Annotated in this window: 19 protein-coding genes; 5 read left to right on the top strand and 14 right to left on the bottom strand. The window is 60.4% G+C overall.

Annotated elements, in window-relative coordinates; genetic code table 11:
* Positions 1-3 precede the first annotated feature (3 nt).
* Positions 4-1173: a class C beta-lactamase gene (gene ampC / locus P3T20_RS12410; protein ID WP_074264528.1), complete on the bottom strand. Its 1170-nt coding sequence runs from the start codon at positions 1171-1173 to the stop codon at positions 4-6.
* Positions 1174-1510: 337 nt separating this feature from the next.
* On the opposite strand from ampC, the gene P3T20_RS12405 reads away from it, so the two are divergent.
* The 4 genes from P3T20_RS12405 to P3T20_RS12390 all read left to right on the top strand — a co-directional run bounded on the left by P3T20_RS12405 (position 1511) and on the right by P3T20_RS12390 (position 7726).
* A complete protein-coding gene (locus P3T20_RS12405) occupies positions 1511-1819 on the top strand; it encodes a PadR family transcriptional regulator (RefSeq protein ID WP_074264529.1) in 309 nt (102 codons plus the stop codon).
* Positions 1820-1983: 164 nt separating this feature from the next.
* Entirely contained in the window at positions 1984-3129 is a 1146-nt protein-coding gene (locus P3T20_RS12400) for an efflux RND transporter periplasmic adaptor subunit (protein ID WP_254368835.1), read from the top strand.
* Between the two features lie 11 nt (positions 3130-3140).
* The gene (locus P3T20_RS12395) at positions 3141-6317 is read left to right on the top strand and encodes an efflux RND transporter permease subunit (RefSeq protein WP_074264531.1); all 3177 of its coding nucleotides are present in this window, start codon (positions 3141-3143) and stop codon (positions 6315-6317) included.
* The gene (locus P3T20_RS12390) at positions 6314-7726 is read left to right on the top strand and encodes an efflux transporter outer membrane subunit (RefSeq protein ID WP_074264532.1); all 1413 of its coding nucleotides are present in this window, start codon (positions 6314-6316) and stop codon (positions 7724-7726) included. The genes P3T20_RS12395 and P3T20_RS12390 overlap by 4 nt, the downstream gene beginning before the upstream one ends.
* Positions 7727-7769: 43 nt before the next feature.
* Here P3T20_RS12390 and P3T20_RS12385 read toward each other — a convergent pair whose 3' ends face one another.
* The 9 genes from P3T20_RS12385 to P3T20_RS12345 all read right to left on the bottom strand — a co-directional run bounded on the left by P3T20_RS12385 (position 7770) and on the right by P3T20_RS12345 (position 15781).
* Positions 7770-9356, bottom strand: a complete 1587-nt coding sequence (locus P3T20_RS12385) for a methyl-accepting chemotaxis protein (protein ID WP_074264533.1) — start codon at positions 9354-9356, stop codon at positions 7770-7772.
* A gap of 121 nt (positions 9357-9477) precedes the next feature.
* The gene (locus P3T20_RS12380) at positions 9478-10119 is read right to left on the bottom strand and encodes a DUF1109 domain-containing protein (protein ID WP_074264534.1); all 642 of its coding nucleotides are present in this window, start codon (positions 10117-10119) and stop codon (positions 9478-9480) included.
* A gap of 45 nt (positions 10120-10164) precedes the next feature.
* Positions 10165-10608, bottom strand: coding sequence for a DoxX family protein (locus P3T20_RS12375; protein ID WP_429287161.1), 444 nt, complete (start codon positions 10606-10608; stop codon positions 10165-10167).
* Positions 10609-10676: 68 nt separating this feature from the next.
* Positions 10677-11456, bottom strand: a complete 780-nt coding sequence (locus tag P3T20_RS12370; RefSeq protein ID WP_074264536.1) for a DNA-binding domain-containing protein — start codon at positions 11454-11456, stop codon at positions 10677-10679.
* Positions 11457-11585: 129 nt separating this feature from the next.
* Positions 11586-11897: a BufA1 family periplasmic bufferin-type metallophore gene (locus tag P3T20_RS12365; protein WP_074264537.1), complete on the bottom strand. Its 312-nt coding sequence runs from the start codon at positions 11895-11897 to the stop codon at positions 11586-11588.
* Positions 11898-12103: 206 nt separating this feature from the next.
* Positions 12104-12880 carry a benzoate diol dehydrogenase BenD gene (gene benD / locus P3T20_RS12360; RefSeq protein ID WP_074264538.1) on the bottom strand — a complete coding sequence of 259 codons (777 nt, stop codon included), beginning with the start codon at positions 12878-12880 and terminating at the stop codon, positions 12104-12106.
* Positions 12877-13899, bottom strand: coding sequence for a benzoate 1,2-dioxygenase electron transfer component BenC (gene benC, locus P3T20_RS12355; protein ID WP_074264539.1), 1023 nt, complete (start codon positions 13897-13899; stop codon positions 12877-12879). Before benC ends, benD begins: the two co-directional genes overlap by 4 nt.
* Positions 13900-13937: 38 nt before the next feature.
* Positions 13938-14426 carry a benzoate 1,2-dioxygenase small subunit gene (gene benB / locus P3T20_RS12350; protein WP_429286993.1) on the bottom strand — a complete coding sequence of 163 codons (489 nt, stop codon included), beginning with the start codon at positions 14424-14426 and terminating at the stop codon, positions 13938-13940.
* Entirely contained in the window at positions 14423-15781 is a 1359-nt protein-coding gene (locus P3T20_RS12345) for a Rieske 2Fe-2S domain-containing protein (protein ID WP_429286992.1), read from the bottom strand. The genes benB and P3T20_RS12345 overlap by 4 nt, the downstream gene beginning before the upstream one ends.
* A 212-nt stretch (positions 15782-15993) precedes the next feature.
* On the opposite strand from P3T20_RS12345, the gene P3T20_RS12340 reads away from it, so the two are divergent.
* A complete protein-coding gene (locus tag P3T20_RS12340) occupies positions 15994-16917 on the top strand; it encodes a LysR family transcriptional regulator (protein WP_074264542.1) in 924 nt (307 codons plus the stop codon).
* 25 nt (positions 16918-16942) lie between these two features.
* Here P3T20_RS12340 and bufB read toward each other — a convergent pair whose 3' ends face one another.
* From bufB to P3T20_RS12320, 4 genes are all read right to left on the bottom strand, one after another.
* On the bottom strand, positions 16943-17872 hold the full coding sequence (gene bufB / locus P3T20_RS12335; RefSeq protein WP_083611409.1) for an MNIO family bufferin maturase: 930 nt from the start codon (positions 17870-17872) through the stop codon (positions 16943-16945).
* Between the two features lie 41 nt (positions 17873-17913).
* Positions 17914-18225 carry a BufA1 family periplasmic bufferin-type metallophore gene (locus P3T20_RS12330; RefSeq protein WP_074264537.1) on the bottom strand — a complete coding sequence of 104 codons (312 nt, stop codon included), beginning with the start codon at positions 18223-18225 and terminating at the stop codon, positions 17914-17916.
* Between the two features lie 181 nt (positions 18226-18406).
* Complete coding sequence (locus tag P3T20_RS12325) at positions 18407-19048, bottom strand: DUF1109 domain-containing protein (protein WP_074264543.1); 642 nt, start codon at positions 19046-19048, stop codon at positions 18407-18409.
* A complete protein-coding gene (locus P3T20_RS12320; RefSeq protein ID WP_074264544.1) occupies positions 19045-19596 on the bottom strand; it encodes a sigma-70 family RNA polymerase sigma factor in 552 nt (183 codons plus the stop codon). The genes P3T20_RS12325 and P3T20_RS12320 overlap by 4 nt, the downstream gene beginning before the upstream one ends.
* Positions 19597-19607: the final 11 nt, after the last annotated feature.

Below are 19607 nucleotides of genomic sequence, written 5' to 3'. Positions count from 1 at the left end.
CTCTCAACGTTCGCTGTTCTCCAGCGAGGTGAGAATCCGGTATGCGGCGGTGACTCGTTCATCAATCGGGAAGTTCTTGTTGGCGAGAATCACGATCCCCAGTCGCTTCTGCGGAATGAAGGCAATGTAGGCTCCAAAGCCGTTCGTCGAGCCGGTTTTGTTGATCCAGACATTGTTTTGTGGTTCTTGCGGTGGCTTTATTTCGGTAACCGGCGTTGCGTTAAAGATCATCGCCGGCGAATTGCCGGACAGAAGCGACTCGAGCGTGACCGGGTACGGATACTGTTCCCAGATCAGGTCCTGTGTCATGGGCCCTGCCTTGAAGTAGCCAATGTGCGTATTGGCAATCGCGTGTTGCAGTTTTTCGTTCACACGAATCAGATTCATGTTGGCTTCGACAAAGCGATTCATGTCCGCGGCGGTCGTCTTGATACCGTATGCCTCAGAAGACAGCACGCCTGGCGCCATCCTGATCGGTGCGCCATCTTTTGCGTAGCCCTGCGCGTAGTCGGGCATTTTCGCCGCAGGTACCTTGATGTAGGTGTCTTTCATGCCGAGCGCGGGAAACAGCTGACCTTGCATCAGCCCGTCAAAATCTTGCCCCATGCTTTTTGCCGCGATCAAACCGAGTGTTCCGATGCTGGGATTGGCGTAAGTCCGATGGGTACCAGGCGCGTAGGCCGGTTGCCACGCCTTGAAATACTGCATCAACTGTTCATTGTTGCTGATGTTGTCGGGCACCTGCAAGGGGAGGCCGCCGGGAGTGTGCGTGCCCAGATTGAGGAGCGTCACGTTGCCGAAGGGGCTGTTCTGCAGCGACGGCAGGAACCTGCTCGTCGGGTCAGACAGAGACAGATAGCCGCGAACCTGCGCGTACGACGCTAATGTCGCCGTCAACGTCTTGCTGACCGAACCGAGCTCGAACAAGGTTTCGTTCGTCACCGGTTTTCCTGTCTCCGTCGAGGCCACGCCATAGTTGAACACGTAGTGCTCATCGCCATCGACGATGCCGACCGCCATGCCGCGAATGCCGTTGTGCGCGATGACGGGTGCCATGGCGTGGTCGACCGCGGTTTTTATTCTGTCTTTCTGATCGTCCGCTGCGTGGCTGGCGGTCGCGATCGTGCATGCAATAGCGGTGATCGTCATGAGGCTTACGGCTCGTCGATTCATTTGCCTGGTCCTTGAGTGGGGCGTGTTTTGACGACGGAGTATGACGCCTCTGCCGTTCATCGACTATCGAGCAAATCTTGCCTTAGGAAATAGAAAAACTTTCGGATGGGATGGTTAGCGTCCCCAACCATCCTCGGAAGAGGATGAGCGGATACGCCATCGCCCGAAAGTCTTGTTAATCTTCCGTAAGCAGACCGTATGCATGATTTTTGATCGGTACCTTGCATAAACAAATAGAGGCTGATACTGTCACGCCCAGTTGCAACAGGCGTTTCGGCCCGGCTCATGTATTATGCATAGCAAGGTTCCTTGTTATGCATTATTCCTCCGGACATAGATGAAAACGCAATTGAAGAAAGGGGCGCTCGATATGTGCGTGCTGGCTGTTCTGGCCCGCGGGGATAGTTACGCCTATGAACTGGCATCGACACTCTCGCTTGCGATGGAGGTGGGCGAGGGCACGATCTATCCGTTGATGCGGCGTCTGCAGGCCGAGGCGTGGGTGTCGACCTATACGGTCGAATCGGCCTCGGGACCGCCGCGCAAGTATTACTCGCTGACCGGCATCGGCCGTCGCCGGTTACTCGAAATGCGGGCGGAATGGCGCAGTTTTGTCGACGAGGTTCACGGCGTCCTGGGGCAGTAAGGCGGCGCGGTAGCGGAGAACGGTTAAAGGATCCTGGGTATCGGGATCCGGTCGTTTTTCATTCAGTCAAAAGAAAGTAAAAGCGAGCAGGTGATATGGTTCTTTTCGCGTGTTCTGACAAGTACGGGCGAGTTTCGCTGCGCCCAGCTTCATGCCTCGCTGCGATGCTGCTCCTGTTGGCGCTCGGTGGCTGCGGCAAACATCTGGCCGGCGGCGCGGGCGACGCCGCATCTGCAACCGAAGTCGGCGTTCTGGTCATGACGCCGCAAAAAATCGTCGAGCGGACCGAGTTGTCAGGACGCCTGTCTGCCCTCAATGTGGCCGACGTGCGTCCGCAGATTTCCGGCATCGTGCAAAAGCGTCTGTTTACCGAAGGCGCTGAGGTAACGGCTGGCCAGCCGCTCTATCAGATCGATCCGGCGATGTATCAGGCCACCTATGATCAGGCCCGGGGTGTACTCGCGAAGGCCGAAGCCACGTTGTCGGACGCGAAGGCGAAGTCGAGTCGCTTTGCGGAACTGGTCAAGATTAACGGCGTCAGCAAGCAGGATTACGACGACGCCATCGCCGTCGTCAACGAAGATCAGGCTGACGTGCTTGCTGATCGAGCCTCGCTCGAATCCGCGCGCATCAATCTCGGCTATACGCGCATCACGAGTCCGATCTCGGGACAGATCGGCGTGTCCAGCGTGACCGCCGGCGCCCTCGTCACCGCGGAGCAAACTACGGCGCTCGCCACGGTCCAGACCATCGACCGTATGTATCTCGACGTGACCCGTCCGAGCGTCGACTGGTTAAGACTCCGAAAGGAGTTCAACGCTGGCCGTCTGAAGCAGGCGGGTAACCAGGGCGCAACTGTGCACATCGTCATGGAGGACGGTTCCGACTATCCGCAGCCGGGGACGCTGGCCTTCTCGGACATCACCGTCGATCAGACTACCGGATCGGTCATTCTGCGTGTGGTCGTGCCCAATCCGGAGCACGAACTGTTGCCCGGCATGTTCGTGCGGGCCGAGCTGGAAGAGGGCGTCGATGAGCAGGCGATGCTGGTTCCGCAACTGGCCGTCACGCGGACCGCGGACGGCCGGGCGACGGTCTGGGTGGCCGGTCACGATGGCAAGGCCTATGAGGCGCCCGTCAAGGCCGATACGGCCTACGGCGACCGGTGGATCGTTTCGCAGGGCCTGAAGGCCGGCGATCGGGTGGTGATTAGCGGAGCCAACCAGCTTCAGGATGGCGCGCCGGTCAAGGTGACCGACACCCAGGCTTCCAACGCTCCCGCGGCTAGCAGTGCAGCCGTACACAGTTAAGCGGGGACGAAATGGCACGTTTTTTCATCGATAGGCCGGTACTGGCCTGGGTCATCGCGCTCGTCATCATGATCGCTGGCGTGCTGGCGCTGCGCACGATGCCGATCGAACAATATCCGTCGGTCGCGCCTCCCGTGATCCAGATCGTGGCGACCTATCCGGGCGCCTCGGCCGATACGGTGGCCGCCAACGTCACGCAGGTGATCGAGCAGAGTCTGAGCGGCATCGACCATCTGCTCTATATGTCGTCCACCAGCAGCAATGCGGGCCAGGCCACGATCTCACTGACGCTCGATCCAGGGGCCAACCCCGACATCGCGCAGATGCAGGTGCAAAACAAGGTGAGCCAGGTGTCCGCGTTGTTGCCGCTGGTGGTCGAGCAGCAGGGCATCAACATTTCCAAGGCAAGCAGCAGTTTCCTGATGGTGGTGTCGCTGTCTTCGCGAAGTGGACGGCTAAACTCGATCGAACTCGGCAATCTGCTGGCGAGTCAGTTGCAGGACCCTATCACCGAAATCAACGGCGTCGGCGGTGTGAACCTGTTCTCCCCGCAGCACGCGATGCGCATCTGGCTGAACCCGATCAAGCTGCATAGCTTCGGTTTGACGGCGAGCGATGTGACGACCGCGATCGCCAACCAGAACGTCGAGACCTCGGTTGGCGAACTGGGCGGGACGCCGGCGACCGCGTCCCAGGCGATCAACGCGACGATCACCGCATCGAGCCTGATGCGCACTGCTGACCAGTTCGGCGACATCCTGCTGCGCGTCAATAGCAGCGGCGCCAAGGTGCGGTTGAAGGACGTTGCCCGCGTCGAGGTTGGCGGCGACACCTACGACATCGTGTCCCGCATGGGCGGCAGGCCGGCCGCAGCGCTTGCCATCGAGCTGGCCACAGGCGCCAACGCGATGGCGGTGGCGGCGGCCGTGCGCGCACGCGTGGACGAGCTGAAACCGCAACTACCCGCGGACGTCGACGTCGACTACCCGTTCGACACGACACCGTTCGTGAAGATCTCGATTGTGGACGTCATGAAGACCCTGATCGAATCGGTGGTCCTCGTGTTTCTCGTCATGCTGGTTTTCCTGCGCAGTGTGCGCACCACGCTGATTCCGGCCGTAGTGATTCCGATTGCGCTGCTTGGTACCTGTATCGTGCTTTGGGTCGCGGGCATGTCGCTCAACGTGCTCTCGATGTTCGCCGTGGTGCTGGCGATCGGCTTGCTGGTCGACGACGCCATCGTGGTGGTCGAGAACGTCGACCGGATGATGCGCGAAGAAGGTCTGGGGCCGCGCGAAGCGACACGCAAGGCCATGAAGCAGATCACCGGTGCACTGATTGGGATCACGACCGTGCTGACCGCGGTGTTCATTCCGATGGCCTTTTTCTCCGGGGCGACCGGAGGCATTTACCGTCAGTTCTCCGTCACGATCGTGGCGGCGATGGTGCTTTCGTTGCTGTTGGCGCTCACCTTGACGCCCGCCTTATGCGCCACGCTGCTCAAGCCGGTCAGCGCCGGCGATGCCGCTCACAGCGGGCGGATTGCCCGCTTTATCGAGCATGGCATTGAACGTTACCGCGGCTGGCTGGCTGCTTTTCTCGCGCGTCCGCTGCGCTTCCTGTTTCTTTTCGTCGTGATCGTCGCGGCACTCGCCTGGCTCATGAGCGGGCTGCCCACATCCTATCTGCCCGACGAGGATCAAGGGGTCGTGGTGGTGCTGGTGTCGACGCCGGTCGGCACGCCGCTGTCCGTGACGGACCGCACGGTCAGGCTCGCTGAGGACTACTTTCTGCATCATGAACCAGGCACCGACAAGGTACTGGCGATCGATGGATTCAGCTTCAATGGACAAGGCCAGAACAATGCGATCCTGTTTGTCAGCCTGAAGGACTGGAGTCAGCGTGACGGCACCGATCAGCAGGCGCATGCAATCCTGAACCGCGCGAATGCCCATTTCGCCTCTTTGCGCGACGCACAGGTATTTGCTGTGAACCTGCCGGCGATTCCTAGCCTCGGCAACCAGAGCGGCCTCGATTTCGAGGTCGAGGATCGGGCGGGGCTGGGACACGAGCGGCTGCTTCAGGCTCGCAACATGTTGATGGGTCTCGCCGCAAAAAATTCCGCACTGGCGATGACGCATCCGGCCGGACTGGATGACACGCCGCAGTTCCATGTCGATATCGATCGTGAGAAGGCCAGCGCGCTTGGTCTGTCGATCGCCGACATCAACAACACGCTCGAAATCGCCTTCGGTTCGTCCTACGTGAACAACTACATCGACACGGGGCGAATCCAGCGCGTGTTCGTGCAGGCTGATGCGCCGTACCGGATGATGCCGGACGATATCGGGCAATGGTATGTGCGTACCGCCGCGGCGGACGGAGCTGTTTTGGTCTCCGGTTCCGGACCGAGCAATTTCGATGGCCAGATGGTGCCGTTTTCTGCCTTCTCGACCACCCGCTGGACTTTCGGGTCGCCGCAGATCGAGCGCTACAACCATATGCTGGCGATGGAAATGACCGCGCAGACAGGGCCGGGCGCAAGTACCGGCGACGCGATGAAGGCGATCGGGAAAATCGCCGCGCAACTACCCAAGGGGTTTTCCGTGGAATGGACCGGCCAATCCTATCAGGAGGTCCTGTCCAACTCGCAGTCGCTGTATCTCTACGGCATTTCGATCGTGATCGTGTTCCTGTGTCTGGCCGGCCTGTATGAAAGCTGGGGCATGCCATTCGCGGTCCTGCTGGTGGTGCCGCTCGGCGCATTGGGCGCAGTGCTTGCCGTGACGCTGCGGGGCATGCCCAACGATATTTACTTCAAGGTAGGACTGCTCACGACGATCGGCCTCGCCACCAAGAATGCAATTCTGATCATCGAATTCGCCAAGGAGCTGCACGAACAGGGCCGCGATCTGATGGATGCGGCACTCGAAGCGGCGCGCTTGCGGGTCAAGCCGATCCTGATGACCTCGATTGCATTCGTGTTCGGTGTATTGCCGCTGGTTTTCAGCGGTGGCGCCGGCGCCGAGAGCCGGCGTGCGATCGGCACGGCAGTGACGGGCGGCATGCTTGGCGCGACGCTGCTGGCAGTCTTTTACGTGCCGCTCTTCTTTATTCTGGTGCGCAAGGTATTCAAGGAGCGCAAGTTGCATCCCGACACGACGAACCCGGCGGAGACCGAGCAATGAAGCGGCATATTCTTGGCAGCGTGTTATGCGTCATCAGCCTGTGCTCCTGCACCCTGGAGCCTGACTACCTGCGCCCGCCTTCGCCAGTGGCGGCGGCCTGGACGGATGCGGCGGGCGTGGCGGCCAGTGCGTCAGCCTCCGGGGCCGGCGTGGCTGCGCAATCCCCTGCGCCTCTCGCAGCAGACGTGGATTGGCACACCTTCTTCCAGGATCCCGCGCTGCAGAATCTGATCGCGCTGGCGCTTGAAAACAATCGCGACATGCGGGTGGCTGCGCTGAAGGTGGCCCAATACGAGGCACAATACCGCATCGCTCGTTCGGCACTCCTGCCGACAATCGATGCAACAGGAGCGGTGGACAACTATCGCGAGATCGGCGTTACCACGAAAGAAAGCAGCGTGACGCTTGGCGAGACTTCCTGGGAGGTCGATTTTTTCGGGCGTCTACGCAGCCTCAAGCATCAGGCGCTCGAGCAATATCTGGCGACTGACGCCTCGCAGACCAGCACGCGCATCAGCCTGATTGCGACCGTCGCAACCGATTATTTTCAGTGGCTGACCGATCAATCGCTGCTCGAGGTGGCGACAGCAACAGCCGAAGCCGACCGGCAAACCTATCAGGTGAATCTGCAAAGCGAGCGGATCGGTACGGCCTCAATGCAGGATGTGCGGCAGGCTGAGTCCGAGTATGCAAGCGTGCGTTCGAGCCTGATCGCCGACCAGCGTGCGGTGGCGCAGGACTTCAACAATCTGGTGGCGGTGATCGGCTGCCCGATTCCCGACGGACTGCTTCACAGCGAAGCGCTGGAAGCCTCGCAGTTGCCGCCTATGAGTGCCGGTGTGCCGTCCGACCTGCTGACCCGGCGCCCCGACATCGTCGAAGCGGAACATACGCTGAAGGCTGCTAACGCGAACGTAGGCGCGGCCCGCGCGGCTTTCTTTCCATCTATCCAGCTGACGACGGCGGCGGGGACGTCCAGCACCGCGCTGTCGGGCCTGTTCAAGGCAGCGACCGGCGCATGGACCTTCGCACCTACGGTGACGCTGCCCATCTTCGATTACGGGAACAATCGGGCCACGCTCGACGCGGCGAAGATAGAGACGCAGATCGAAGTCGCCAATTACGAAAAGGCGATTCAGACTGCCTTCAAGGAAGTGGCGAACGCGCTGGCCGGGCGCGCCACCTACGTGGACCAGGTGGCGGCGGATCGCGAGTACGTGGCGGCTTCGACGCACTACGACGATCTGGCGCAAGCCCGTTATCGCACGGGGACCGATAGTTTTCTGGTCCTGCTGGATGCCGAACGCACGTTGTATACGGCAAGGCAGCAACTGGTCAACGACCGCTTTGCAGAACTGAGCAATCTGATCACACTATACAAGGCCCTGGGTGGAGGCTGGAAGGCGTAGATACAGTTTCGGGACCAACCGCGCAAACGCGGGACGAGTGATGCTACGCGAGCGACGCGCTGTTCACCGCAGGCTCCGCTCCTAGCCTGAAGATCGACACGACCTCGCGCAGCGTGCTGGATTGTGCCGACACCGACTGCGCGGCGGCCGAGGCTTCTTCAACCAGCGCAGCGTTCTGCTGCGTCACCTGGTCCATCTGAGCCACGGCGATATTGACCTGTTCGATACCGGCATCCTGCTCTAGCGATGCCGCCGTAATCTCTCCCATCAGGTCGGAGACACGCTTGACCGCCCGGACGACTTCGTCCATGGTCGCGCCAGCTTCGTTGACGAGATTCGAACCGGCCTTCACACGCTCGACCGAGTGTGTAATGAGCTCCTTGATCTCCTTGGCAGCGTGGGCACTTCGTTGTGCGAGGGTCCGCACTTCTGCAGCGACGACAGCAAAACCGCGCCCCTGGTCCCCCGCACGCGCCGCCTCGACCGATGCGTTGAGCGCGAGGATGTTGGTCTGAAAGGCGATACCCTCGATCACCGCGATGATATCGGTCACCCTGGCCGAGCTTTCCGATATCGTCTGCATGGTGCCGATTACTCGGCCCATGACGTCGCCACCACGCTGCGCGATATCGGACGCGTTTGCCGCGAGTGCGTTGCCTTGCCGGGCGCTTTCGGTGTTTTGCCGGACGGTGGAAGCCAGTTCCTCCATGCTTGCTGCGGTTTCCTCGAGCGACGCAGCCTGTTCTTCGGTCCGCTGGCTCAGATCGGCATTGCCCGCTGCGATTTGCGCAGCGCCCGTCGCGATGCTGTCACTGCCCGAACGCACCTGGCCTACCAGTTCGGCGAGTCTTTCGTTCATGTGTTTGAGCGCTCGCAGTAGCTGGCTCGTTTCGTCCTTGCCGCTCACTTCGATTTGCGAGGTGAGATCGCCTTGCGCGACCGTCTGGGCAATCTTCACGGACGAGCCAATGGGAACCGTAATGGAGCGGGTAATGACGAACGCAATCACGAGGCTCAACAGGATCGCTATTCCGGTCAGCGCGCCGGTAAACAGCGAGGCGTTATGGAAGGCGTCCGCAGCCTGCTCGCTGGAGTCGCTTGCGCCCTGACTGTTCAGGGCAATATCCTGCGCAATGAGTGCGGTGACCTTGCTGAATGCGCTCGAAGACTCGCCCCCGGCGAATGAGCGGGCGTCGCTGAAATGTTCATCTCCGCTGTCGGAGAACTCGTTTAACCGTTTGTCCAGCGCAAGGTAGGAGGTCCATGCTGCCTTGATCTGGTTCGAGAGTTGCAGTTCCTCGGCAGAGCCGACCACCGCCTCGTACTGGGGCCACACCTGCGAAAGTTCTTTCAGCGCGGCGTCGTGTTTCGACCGCTGCGACTGACGCTCGGCGGAACTGGTGGCGATCAGGTAACTCAGGGAAGCCTGGCGGACCTCGTCGGCGAGCGCCCGGATATCGCCCAGCCGCTGGACACTGGGAAGGAGATCGGTTGCGAGCTCCTGCGTGCCGTCGTAAATGCGGGAAGCCTGCGCGAGTCCAAGCGCGCCTACGAGGCATAGCAGGGCGAGCGTCGCGCCAAATCCGATTCCAAGGCGAACGCCGATCCTGAGGTGACCAATAGCCTTCACGATTTATCCTTTGCGTATGGGCTGCAACAGGCGTTGACTCCTTGTCCGGTCAGCGCGTGCAACCCGTATTGATCTCGAGACCCGCTTTCCTGTGGCGTGGCCTGCCCTTAGGCTTGCCCGGCTACCACCTTAAGTAGAACGGAGCAAATGCAGTACCGATGCCTGCGGTTAATACAACACCTAGTACGTACCAGATACCCCAGAACGGCACGGACATCTCCGAGGAATAAAGGCAATACACCAGCGAACCCTGCGCGCCGGCGAGCAGCCCAGCGCCGGCGCCCGCAAGCGCGAGGCGGGTCGGGGCCAGCCCCTTCATGGCGTGCATCGCGGCTGCAAGCGGAGGCAAGGAGAGCAGAACGATATTGGCCGTGGTGACTCGCCATGTTGTGCCCAGCATCAGTTCCAGCCGATAGCCGCGCGGAGTCGCGAGCAGCATGAACGAAGCAACGAGCAGCACAGCAACGAAGGGCAGCGCAACCGCGAACCACGCCAGCTTGACGGGTACGCCGGGGTGTCCAAGACGCCCGGCGAGTTTCAACGCGGTGATGAGTATCGCGACCGGAAACGCGAGTCTTATCCAGAACATCGTCGTCAACAGCAATTGCGGCATGTCGCTGCGGATGCCGTAAATGACCACTAGCAAAGCCGTGCTGCCGGCAAGACCCACGCTCAGCGACCGGTTGAGCCGTTTCGAAACGGCGTCCGGATCGATCGTCGTCAGACGCTCGGTCAGCCTGAGTATCAGATCTGAAGTTCTCATGGTGTCCAATGGAGAACAGCCTAACGATTCGATGAAAACTTCGGGTCAGGGCCTGAACGACCTGTCACCCAGCAGATAGTCGATGGATATGCGGCCCGGTCCCCAGGCGGCAATAGCCAGTGCCATGGCCACCCACGTGAGATGGATCGGCCAGCCTTCCGGGACGGTCAGTTCGATGATGCATGTCATCAGTATCAGGCCGGCGGCGGCGAACCGGGTTCCGAAGCCCAGCACGAGCAATACCGGGAACGTTACCTCGCCGCAGCCCGACAGGAACGCAAAAACCGCAGGGGCGGGAAACGGATAGGGGCCGCCAGGGAGATGCAACTGGAACTCCTGCGTGAACAGGTCGATTGCCGTGTCGTTCAGTTGCAGGAAGCCGTGCCACTTAAGGATGCCTGACTTCCAGAAAGGAACGGCGAGCGCAATCCGAAGCACGAACTGCACGAGCCACGGTTGCGCGAGATGTTGTATGAACCTCTTCGCCATGGCAATCGCGGATATCACCGCACCTGGAAATGGCGGTTTTGCCTGTTGGGTGTCGGACGTCATTTGGGTCAATCTCCAAGTTGAACGGCGGAAAATACGCCCGCCGAGATCATCCCTGCCAGGTTGGCATGGAGATCGAAGGAAGGGGCTTCTTCAAACGCAGACGCGACTGCTTCGCCGAGTGACTCGCCCGCGAGAAGGGCGATCAGGAACGCGGCACCTCCCGCCGGCAGGCGGGAAACGATGACGTCGTATCCCGGCCGCGTCACGAGCGCATCTTCAGGTTCGTTCGAATGCACCGCGGAAACAGGACCTTCAGTGCGATTCATCGCGAAGATGGTGACAGCGGGATAGACCGAACGCACGATCTGCGCCGCGGGATGCGGCCTGAAACGCAACCCGGCCAGCGCCGCGGGTTCGATATTGCCGAACGCCTCGGTGGCGAGTGCAGGCAGGTCGGCCGCGTGATAGGCATCCAGCCACGCGCGCTCGATGCGCGCCGTGTCTGCAAGCCACGGCATTTCGCGGGCGTATTCGTACGATTCGATGAACGCAGGAAAGTCGCGCCCATACTCGAACAGTAGCGGCGAAGCGGGAGGCGTCGCGCGGATATGGAAACGGGCCATGGCCCTGAAGAAGTCGACGCCGGTAATTCTCTGCACAGCGGGGTAGACGGCGGCCAGTGCATCGATAAGGCTGACCGTCACGTTGTTGCGATAGACGTTATAGCGCTTGACCACACGCTTCCCCGCTGCGGCGACCAGGTCTTCAGGCGCCGCGATCGCTGGGTCAATCAGTCCCGGTGCAAACGCTGCGGCGTACCGGAGCGAACGGTTTTCAGGCTGCATGGCTGAGCTCCTGCGCAGTAGCATGCGTATGGGGACGGCGGCCGCGCCCGTCGGGTCCGAGATGCGTCGTTCGGGTGAAATCGGTCATGGCCGCCTCCTGTCCTGTGCTGGCTTTTGCGGTCTGGAGGATCAGGACTTCAGCGGAGTCAGCGAGCCGTGGCCGCCACCGGGCACCTGGATATTCGTGCAGGTGCCGCCCTGAACGAACTTCCATGAGTTGCCCTGGAAATCCATCGCGGACGTACCCTGACAGGTGGTACCGGGACCGGCGGCGCAGTCGTTCTGACCTTTCAGGGCGACGCCGTAGCACTTTTCCTTGTGAGCGGCGACAGCGGCGCTAGCTTCCGCACTGGTGAGCGGTGCTGCATGGGCGGCCGAAGCGAGCAGGCTTGCGACGACGCCGGCGAGCAGGGTGGAGCTGACAGTGGCTTTGGCGGACATGGAAATTCTCCAGAAGTTGAAATAGAGGAGTACCCGTGCTGGATACGTCATCTAATTCGTGCGCTGGAGGTGTCCGGTTACAGGGAAAATTTATTTTTTTGCATTCGGCGCTACGGCGCGACGGTGCGACGAAAGCAGGCGGCCCGATCAACGAGCCGGCAGAGCATTCCCGGTGCCGTTAGAGAAGACGGAAGTGCACCTGTCGGTCAGCCTGTATCGCCGCCCGCGACCGGCAGCACCGTACCGGTGATATAGCTCGCCTCGTCCGAAGCGAGAAACAGAATGGGCGCGACCTGTTCGTCGATGCTGCCGTAGCGCTTCAAAAAGGTCGAGTCGGTAACCTGCTTCACCGCATCGCCCATCCAGACTTTTTCCTGCTCGCTGTCGCCGGCCAGATTGCGAGGAACGCGCCGGGGAGGCGCGTCGGTCCCGCCAGGCGCAGTAGCGACGACGCGGATGTTGTGCTCCGCGTATTCCATTGCCAGCGACTGCGTCATCGCGTTGACACCACCCTTGGCCGCCGAATACGGCACGCGGCGGATACCCCGCGTGGCGTTCGATGAAACATTGACAATGGTTCCGCTACCGCGCGTAAGCAGGTGAGGCAGCACAGCATGGCAGGCGTACAGCGTCGGCATGAGTGAGCGGCGAATTTCCGCGTCAATCTGTGCGGGTTCGAACTCGGCGAACGGACGCATGCGAATCGCACCACCGACACCGTTGACCAGAATATCGATGCCGCCAAACTGCCGCGCCGCAAAAGCCATCGCAGATGCGGCGCCCTCATACGTTTCGAGGTCGGCAACGAATCCCGCCGTGTCAGCGCCGTTCGCTTCGGCGGCCACTTCGCAGACGAAGTCGGCGCGGTCGACGAACAGCACCTTGCCGCCCTCGGCGGCCGCACGAAGTGCCACAGCGCGACCAATGCCCTGTGCTGCACCGGTGACCACCAGGACCTTGCCGGCAAATCGTTGCGTGCTCATGGGGTCCCCGATGCTGCGTTCGGCGTGAACTTCTCGTAGTAGAAGCTGTTGGGCTTCATGCCGTTGTCGTCGAAATACTTGCGGACTGCATCGACCATCGGCGGTGGCCCACACAGGTAGACGTCGACATCGCCATCGTTCAAGGCCTCTGCCGGGATGTGCTGCGTCACCCAGCCCTTGCGGGGATGGGCCGAGTCCGTGCTGGCCACGACGGTGCTGTAGGTGAAATTCGGCAACTTTTCCAGGTACGATTCAATGGCATCGACCTGCACCAGGTCGAGATCCCGCGTCGCGCCATAAATGAGGTGAACCTTCTGTTGCGTAGCGGCGCGCGCCAGCACTTCCAGCATCGACAGAAACGGCGCCAGGCCCGTACCGCCGGCGAGGAACAACAACGGGCGCTGCACGGCACGCAGATAGAAACTGCCAAGCGGCCCGGTCAGCTCCACCTTGTTGCCTGGCTGTGCCGATTCGAGCCAGGTGCTCATCACGCCATTGGGGATCTTTTTGATCAGAAAACTGATTCTTGATTCACCGGGCGCCGACGAAAAGGAATACGAACGATGGAGGCCGCTGCCGGGAACATCGATATTGACGTACTGGCCCGGCAGAAATGCCGGTGCCGTTGCCTCCACCTCGAGTTCGAGAACGACGGCAGCATCGTTGTGCTGCTCGACCTTCGATACCGTCGCGGCGAACCGGCTCTGCCCGGTCTTGCAGGCATGGGACGATGCTGGTACCGCAATCACGCAGTCGCCTTGCGGCACCATCTGGCAGGTGAGGACGAGACCGCTGTTCTTCTCGTCGTCGCTCAGGGCGTCCTCGATATAATCGTCGCCCAGATCGTATTGGCCGCTTTCGGCGCGGCACTTGCAGGTGCCGCACACGCCATCGGAGCAATCCATCGGCAGGTTGATCCTCGCGCGAAAGGCCGCATCGAGCACTTTTTCGCCGGCATTGCATTCCACGAAACGGGTCACGCCGTCCTCGAAATTCAGGGCAATGTTGTAGCTGGACATGTTGTCTCCTTCATTTCCCACCCGTCCCGACATGCCAATCAAACGTGATAGATGTCGAGCACCTGGCGGATGTAGTCGTTTTTCAGCACGATTCTCTTGCTGGAAATCAGCAGGTCGTCATTGGCCTTTCGCAAGGTGACGAACATCGTGCCGAAAAAATGGTCAGTGGTTTTGTAGCGGTGATTGAGCGTGTTGAAGTTGTAGCGCACATCGACTTCATTGCCACGTTCGGCCATCACTTCCACATTCGTCACGCTGTGGCTGGTGCGCGGTTCAGGCATCGATGCACCGCTGCGCTCGGTCTTGATGCGGAACACGCGGTCTTCAAGGCCACCTCGATCCGGGTAATACATCAGTGAGATCTGGCTCTCGTGGTCATCGGTAAGCTGGTCGTCGTCGTCCCATGCCGGCATCCAGTAGGAAACGTCCTCCGCGTAGCAGGCCAGCCACTCGTCCCACTGACGGTCATCGAGCAGACGCGCTTCACGGTACAGGGTGGCGCAGATTGTCTGGTAGTCGAAACTCATGTCAGCGCCTCCTCTTGCTCCTTCTTCAGTGCCTGGTTCATCGCTTGCACCCAGTATTCGTGCTGGCACACAAAGAGCCCCTCGTCCTCACTACGCTCGCCTGAAACAAGCGGCTTGAGACCCATGCTCCGGGCATTCTCGTCCGGGCCGTCGACCCACAACGGCGCGCCGCGCGAAAGGTCGTTCCACAACGCAGCGGTCCCGGCATAACCGGCCTGGCACGCGCGAAATTCTTCGAGGTCATCTGCGGTGCCCATTCCCGTGACGTTGAAGAAGTCCTCGTACTGGCGGATCCGCGTAGCGCGTTCGGCAGCACTTTCACCCTTCGGCGCAAAACAGAAGATGGTGACTTCGGTCTTGTCCACGGCGAGCGGGCGCACTACGCGAATCTGCGTACTGAACTGGTCCATCAGAAACACGTTCGGATACAGGCACAGGTTCCGGGTCTGGCCGACGATGAATTTCGCCTTCGCTTCACCGATGCGCGCCGCGATTTCTTCGCGATGCTGGTAGACGGGGCGCACTTCGGGATTCATCGTGTTGGTCCACAGCAGGATGTGGCCGTGTTCGAACCCGTACACGCCCGCTACCGATTTGCTCCAGCCGTTCGCATCCACTGCCTTGGTTCCATCGACCTTGCGCCGGTCCATCGTCGCGGCGTAGTTCCAGTGCACGGTGCTGACGTGGTAGCCGTCACAGCCGTTCTCCATTTGCATCTTCCAGTTACCGTCGTAGATGTACGAGGAGTTGCCGCGCAGTACTTCGAGTCCGTCTGGCGCCTGGTCGACGATCTGGTCGATGATGATCCTGGCCTCTCCGAGGTAGTCCTCCAGCGGCAAAACGTCCGCGTTAAGGCTGCCGAAAAGGAAGCCGCGATAGTTCTGAAAACGAGCGACTTTTTTCAGGTCATGCGAGCCATTGGTATTGAATTGCACCGGATATTCGGTGGTCTTCGCATCCTTCACCTTCAGCAGCTTGCCTGTATTGGAGAAACTCCAGCCGTGGAACGGACAGGTGAAGCTGCCTTTATTGCCGTGCTTTCGTCTGCACAGCATCGCACCCTTGTGCGCGCAGGCGTTGATGACGGCGTGCAGTTCACCGCTCTTGTCGCGAGTGACAACCACGGGCTGACGGCCAATCCACGTGGTGTAGTAATCGTTGTGGTTGGGAATCAGGCTTTCGTGCGCCAGGTACACCCAATTGTTCTCGAAGATGTGTTTCATCTCGAGCTCGAACAGATCGGCGTTGGTGAAGATGTCGCGCCGGCAACGGAATACGCCACTTCCTTTGTCCTCCTGAACAGCGGTGTGCAGCAGCTCATCCAGCTGTCTGGCTTTGTCGATGATGGCTGACATGTGTGCTCCTCTATGCGTGCTCCAGGCGAAGGACAATCTGGTTGTCCTTGCCCTGAATGTTTTTTGCCGGGTTAACCCTTGATGCAAGGTGGCCCAGAATGCCTGAAAGGTATAATCGGGTTACGAAACGCCCTGTGAATGCAGAATAATGGACGCCAAAAGGCACCGTCCAACACTGATTGGGTATCGGGCTATATCCTGGAGGTATAGAGATGGAGTTGCGACACCTTCGCTATTTCGTGGCCGTTGCCGAGGAGCGCAATTTCACGCGTGCGGCGCAGCGGTTGCATATCGCCCAGCCGCCACTGAGTCGTCAGATACAACAACTGGAAGAGATCCTTGGCGTGCAGCTATTCGAGCGCAACTCGCGTCCGCTGAAGCTGACCGAGACGGGCAAGTTCTTCTATTCCCACGCAGTGCAGGTGCTGGCTCAGACAGCCGAACTGGAATCCATGACGAGGCGCGTGGGCAACATCGAGCGCAGCCTTTCGGTCGGTTTTGTGGGTTCGACGTTGTATGGAATGCTGCCGAAAATCATCCGGCGCTTCCGCGACGAGAACACGACCGTCGAACTCAGTCTGCACGAGATGTCGACGATGGACCAGTTCAGAGCGCTGAAAGACGGCGTAATCGATATCGGATTTGGGCGTATCCGTCATGAGGATGCGAATATCCGCCGGGTGATTCTTCGTGAGGAGAAGATGATTGTGGCGCTGCCCGAGGGGCATCCACTTTCTCTCGTCAAGCCAGCCCTCGCGCTTGGAGATCTGGTCAACGAGACGCTGATTATTTTCCCCAAGGCGCCGCGACCCAGCTATGCAGACCAGGTGCTTTCGGCCTTCCACGACCGTGCGCTCAAGCCGCGCCGGATATACGAAGTACGGGAGCTACAGATTGCACTGGGTCTCGTAGCCGCGGGGGAAGGAATTGCTGTCGTTCCCAGCAGCGTATATGGCCTCAAGCGTGACGACGTGAGCTACAAGGAACTGGACGACCCCACGCTTGTATCACCAATCATAATGAGCATGCGTGCGCTGGACGAGTCGCGCGACATTCGGGAAATGCTTGAGCTTGTCTACCGGCTGTACGAGGAACAACAGATACCCCATGTACCGCGTACCGACTGGGGGCGGTAACGCGTACGAGAGGCACCGACGATTTTCAACCTCCATGGCAAGGCGCTTCCGCGAGTGACGTCTCGTGTTCGACGATGATCTGCCGGACGGTCATGGCCTGATCTCGCAACACGGGCCAGGCAGGAAGGTTGCTGTCCCATTCGATCAGCGTCGGCCTTGGTCCAGTACGCGATACGACATCCCTATACAGATTCCAGACGGGCTCAGAAATAGCGCGGTCGTGGCTATCTATCAGCAGCAGTTCGTTTTCGTCGTCGCGTTGCTCGCTATGTCCGGCCAGATGTATTTCGCCCACCTGATCAAACGGCAATTCGTCGAGATACGCCGCGGCTGAAAAGCCGTGATTGGTTGCCGAGACAAAAACGTTATTGATGTCCAACAGCAAGCCGCAACCGGTGCGTTGAACGACGCTGCGGATGAAGTCGGTTTCGCTCATCGTCGACGACGCGAAAGCGACATAGGTCGACGGATTCTCAAGAAGGATGGGGCGTTTGATCGCGTTCTGCACCTGCTCGATGTGTTCGCACACGTGCTCGAGCGTTTCTTTTGCGTACGGCAAAGGCAGCAGGTCGTTAAAAAACTGGCCGCCATGTGAGGACCATGCGAGGTGCTCTGACACCAGCGCGGGTTCGTAGCGTACAACCAGATCGCGAAAGCGCGCGAGATGAGCCGCATCCAGCGCGCCAGGGCCGCCGATCGACATGCACACACCGTGGATCGAGAGCGGATAGTGCTCGCGGATCGCAGCAAGCAGCCGATGCGGCGGACCGCCAGCCCCCATATAGTTTTCTGCGTGGACTTCGAAGAAGCCGTCTTTCAGTCCGTCCGCGAAAATATCGGCAAGATGTTCGTGCTTGAAACTGGTACCGACAAGGTGCTGCACGGCGGCCGGTGCATGAGGAGGACGGCCGCGCCCGTCGGGTCCGAGATGCGTCGTTCGGGTGAAATCGGTCATGGCCGCCTCCTGTCCTGTGCTGGCTTTTGCGGTCGGGAGGATCAGGACTTCAGCGGAGTCAGCGAGCCGTGGCCGCCACCGGGCACCTGGATATTCGTGCAGGTGCCGCCCTGAACGAACTTCCATGAGTTGCCCTGGAAATCCATCGCGGACGTACCCTGACAGGTGGTGCCGGGACCGGCGGCGCAGTCGTTCTGACCTTTCAGGGCGACGCCGTAGCACTTTTCCTTGTGAGCGGCGACAGCGGCACTAGCTTCCGCACTGGTGAGCGGTGCTGCATGGGCGGCCGAAGCGAGCAGGCTTGCGACGACGCCGGCGAGCAGGGTGGAGCTGACAGTGGCTTTGGCGGACATGGAAATTCTCCAGAAGTTGAAATAGAGGAGTACCCGTGCTGGATACGTCATCTAATTCGTGATCTGGAGATGTCCGGTTACAGGGAAAATTTATTTTTTTGCATTCGGCGCTACGGTGCGACGAAAGCAGGCGGCCCGATCAACGAGCCGGCAGAGCATTCCCGGTGTCGATTACCGTCGCCTACCACCGAAGCAGTTTGGGGCCCAGAACGGCCCCGAGCGCGACTGGAAGCAGCATGCCGGCCACGTACCAGACGCTCCAGAACGCGGGGCTCATCTCGGGGCAATGAAAGCAGTACGCGACCGTGGCGGTCGAGCTCGCCAGCAGGCCAGAGATGGCGGCAGCCAATCGTAGCCGGGTAGGAGCCAGTCCCTTGACCGCCCAGAAGATGGCGATGAAACCCGGAACGGACAGCAGGAGGATATTGAATGGGCAGGTGCGCCAGGTCTGCCCGAGTATCGCCGGCAAGCGGTATTGCGGCGCGGCACTGACGACGACCACCATTGCGGCAATCCAGACGATGACCACCGGCGTCACCATGACAGGCCATCCGGCTCCAATCCTGGCGCCGGGGCGTGCCAGCCGCACGGTCGCAACCAGGGCGCCGATTGCGATGCATAGCGGGAACGCGAGCTTTTCCCAGAAGATCGCGGTTTTGACGATGGCGCCCAGATCGGGGCGAATGCCAAATACCGTAGCCATCAATAGCGTCGCGCCAATAGCGGCGAGCGGCAGGGCGATGCCGAACCGACGGCCCGCAGTGCCACGTTTTACGGGCGTGATGCCGGTCGAGAGCAGTCCGACGAGATCATCCGTTCTCATGCGATTCTCCGGACGTATGTGGCCAGAGCCTTGAGCCCCCTGTGGATGCTGACCTTGACGGCCGACTCCGATAGCCCCGTCAACCGGGAGGCCTCCGCAACCGAAAGTCCTTGCAGCTTGACGTGCACGATCGAGAGCCGCTGCTTGTCCGGCAGGTGGTCCAGCAGTTTCCCGATATCGCGGCGGGCGTTGGCCGGTTCGTCGTCGACCTCGGCGAAAATGTCATCGTGCTCGTCAAGGGGCGTGTGCAACGACTCCCGTCGCGCACGCGTTCTGAAGAAATCCATAAGTTTATAACGCGCGATCGCGTGGACCCACGCGGTCAGCGGCTCATCCGGACGGTACGTATGACGTGCATTATGCACGGCTAGCAGGATTTCCTGGACGAGATCCTCGACGTCGTCGTGAAGTTGCGGAATCCGCTTGCGAAGAAAGCCTCGCAGGTGACGCGTCAGTTCGGACAGGAATGCGCGGTACTGCGATGCGTCGCCTGCAAGGCCCGCGACAAACAATGTTCTCAGACGCTCCTCTGCGGAGTACACGGTCATGATGTTCCTGT

This window comes from Paraburkholderia sp. GAS206C, assembly GCF_050435645.1.
Taxonomy (GTDB): Bacteria; Pseudomonadota; Gammaproteobacteria; order Burkholderiales; family Burkholderiaceae; genus Paraburkholderia; species Paraburkholderia phenazinium_B.
Note: the sequence above shows the minus strand (reverse complement) of the source record. Positions and strands in the feature narration are given on the sequence as shown.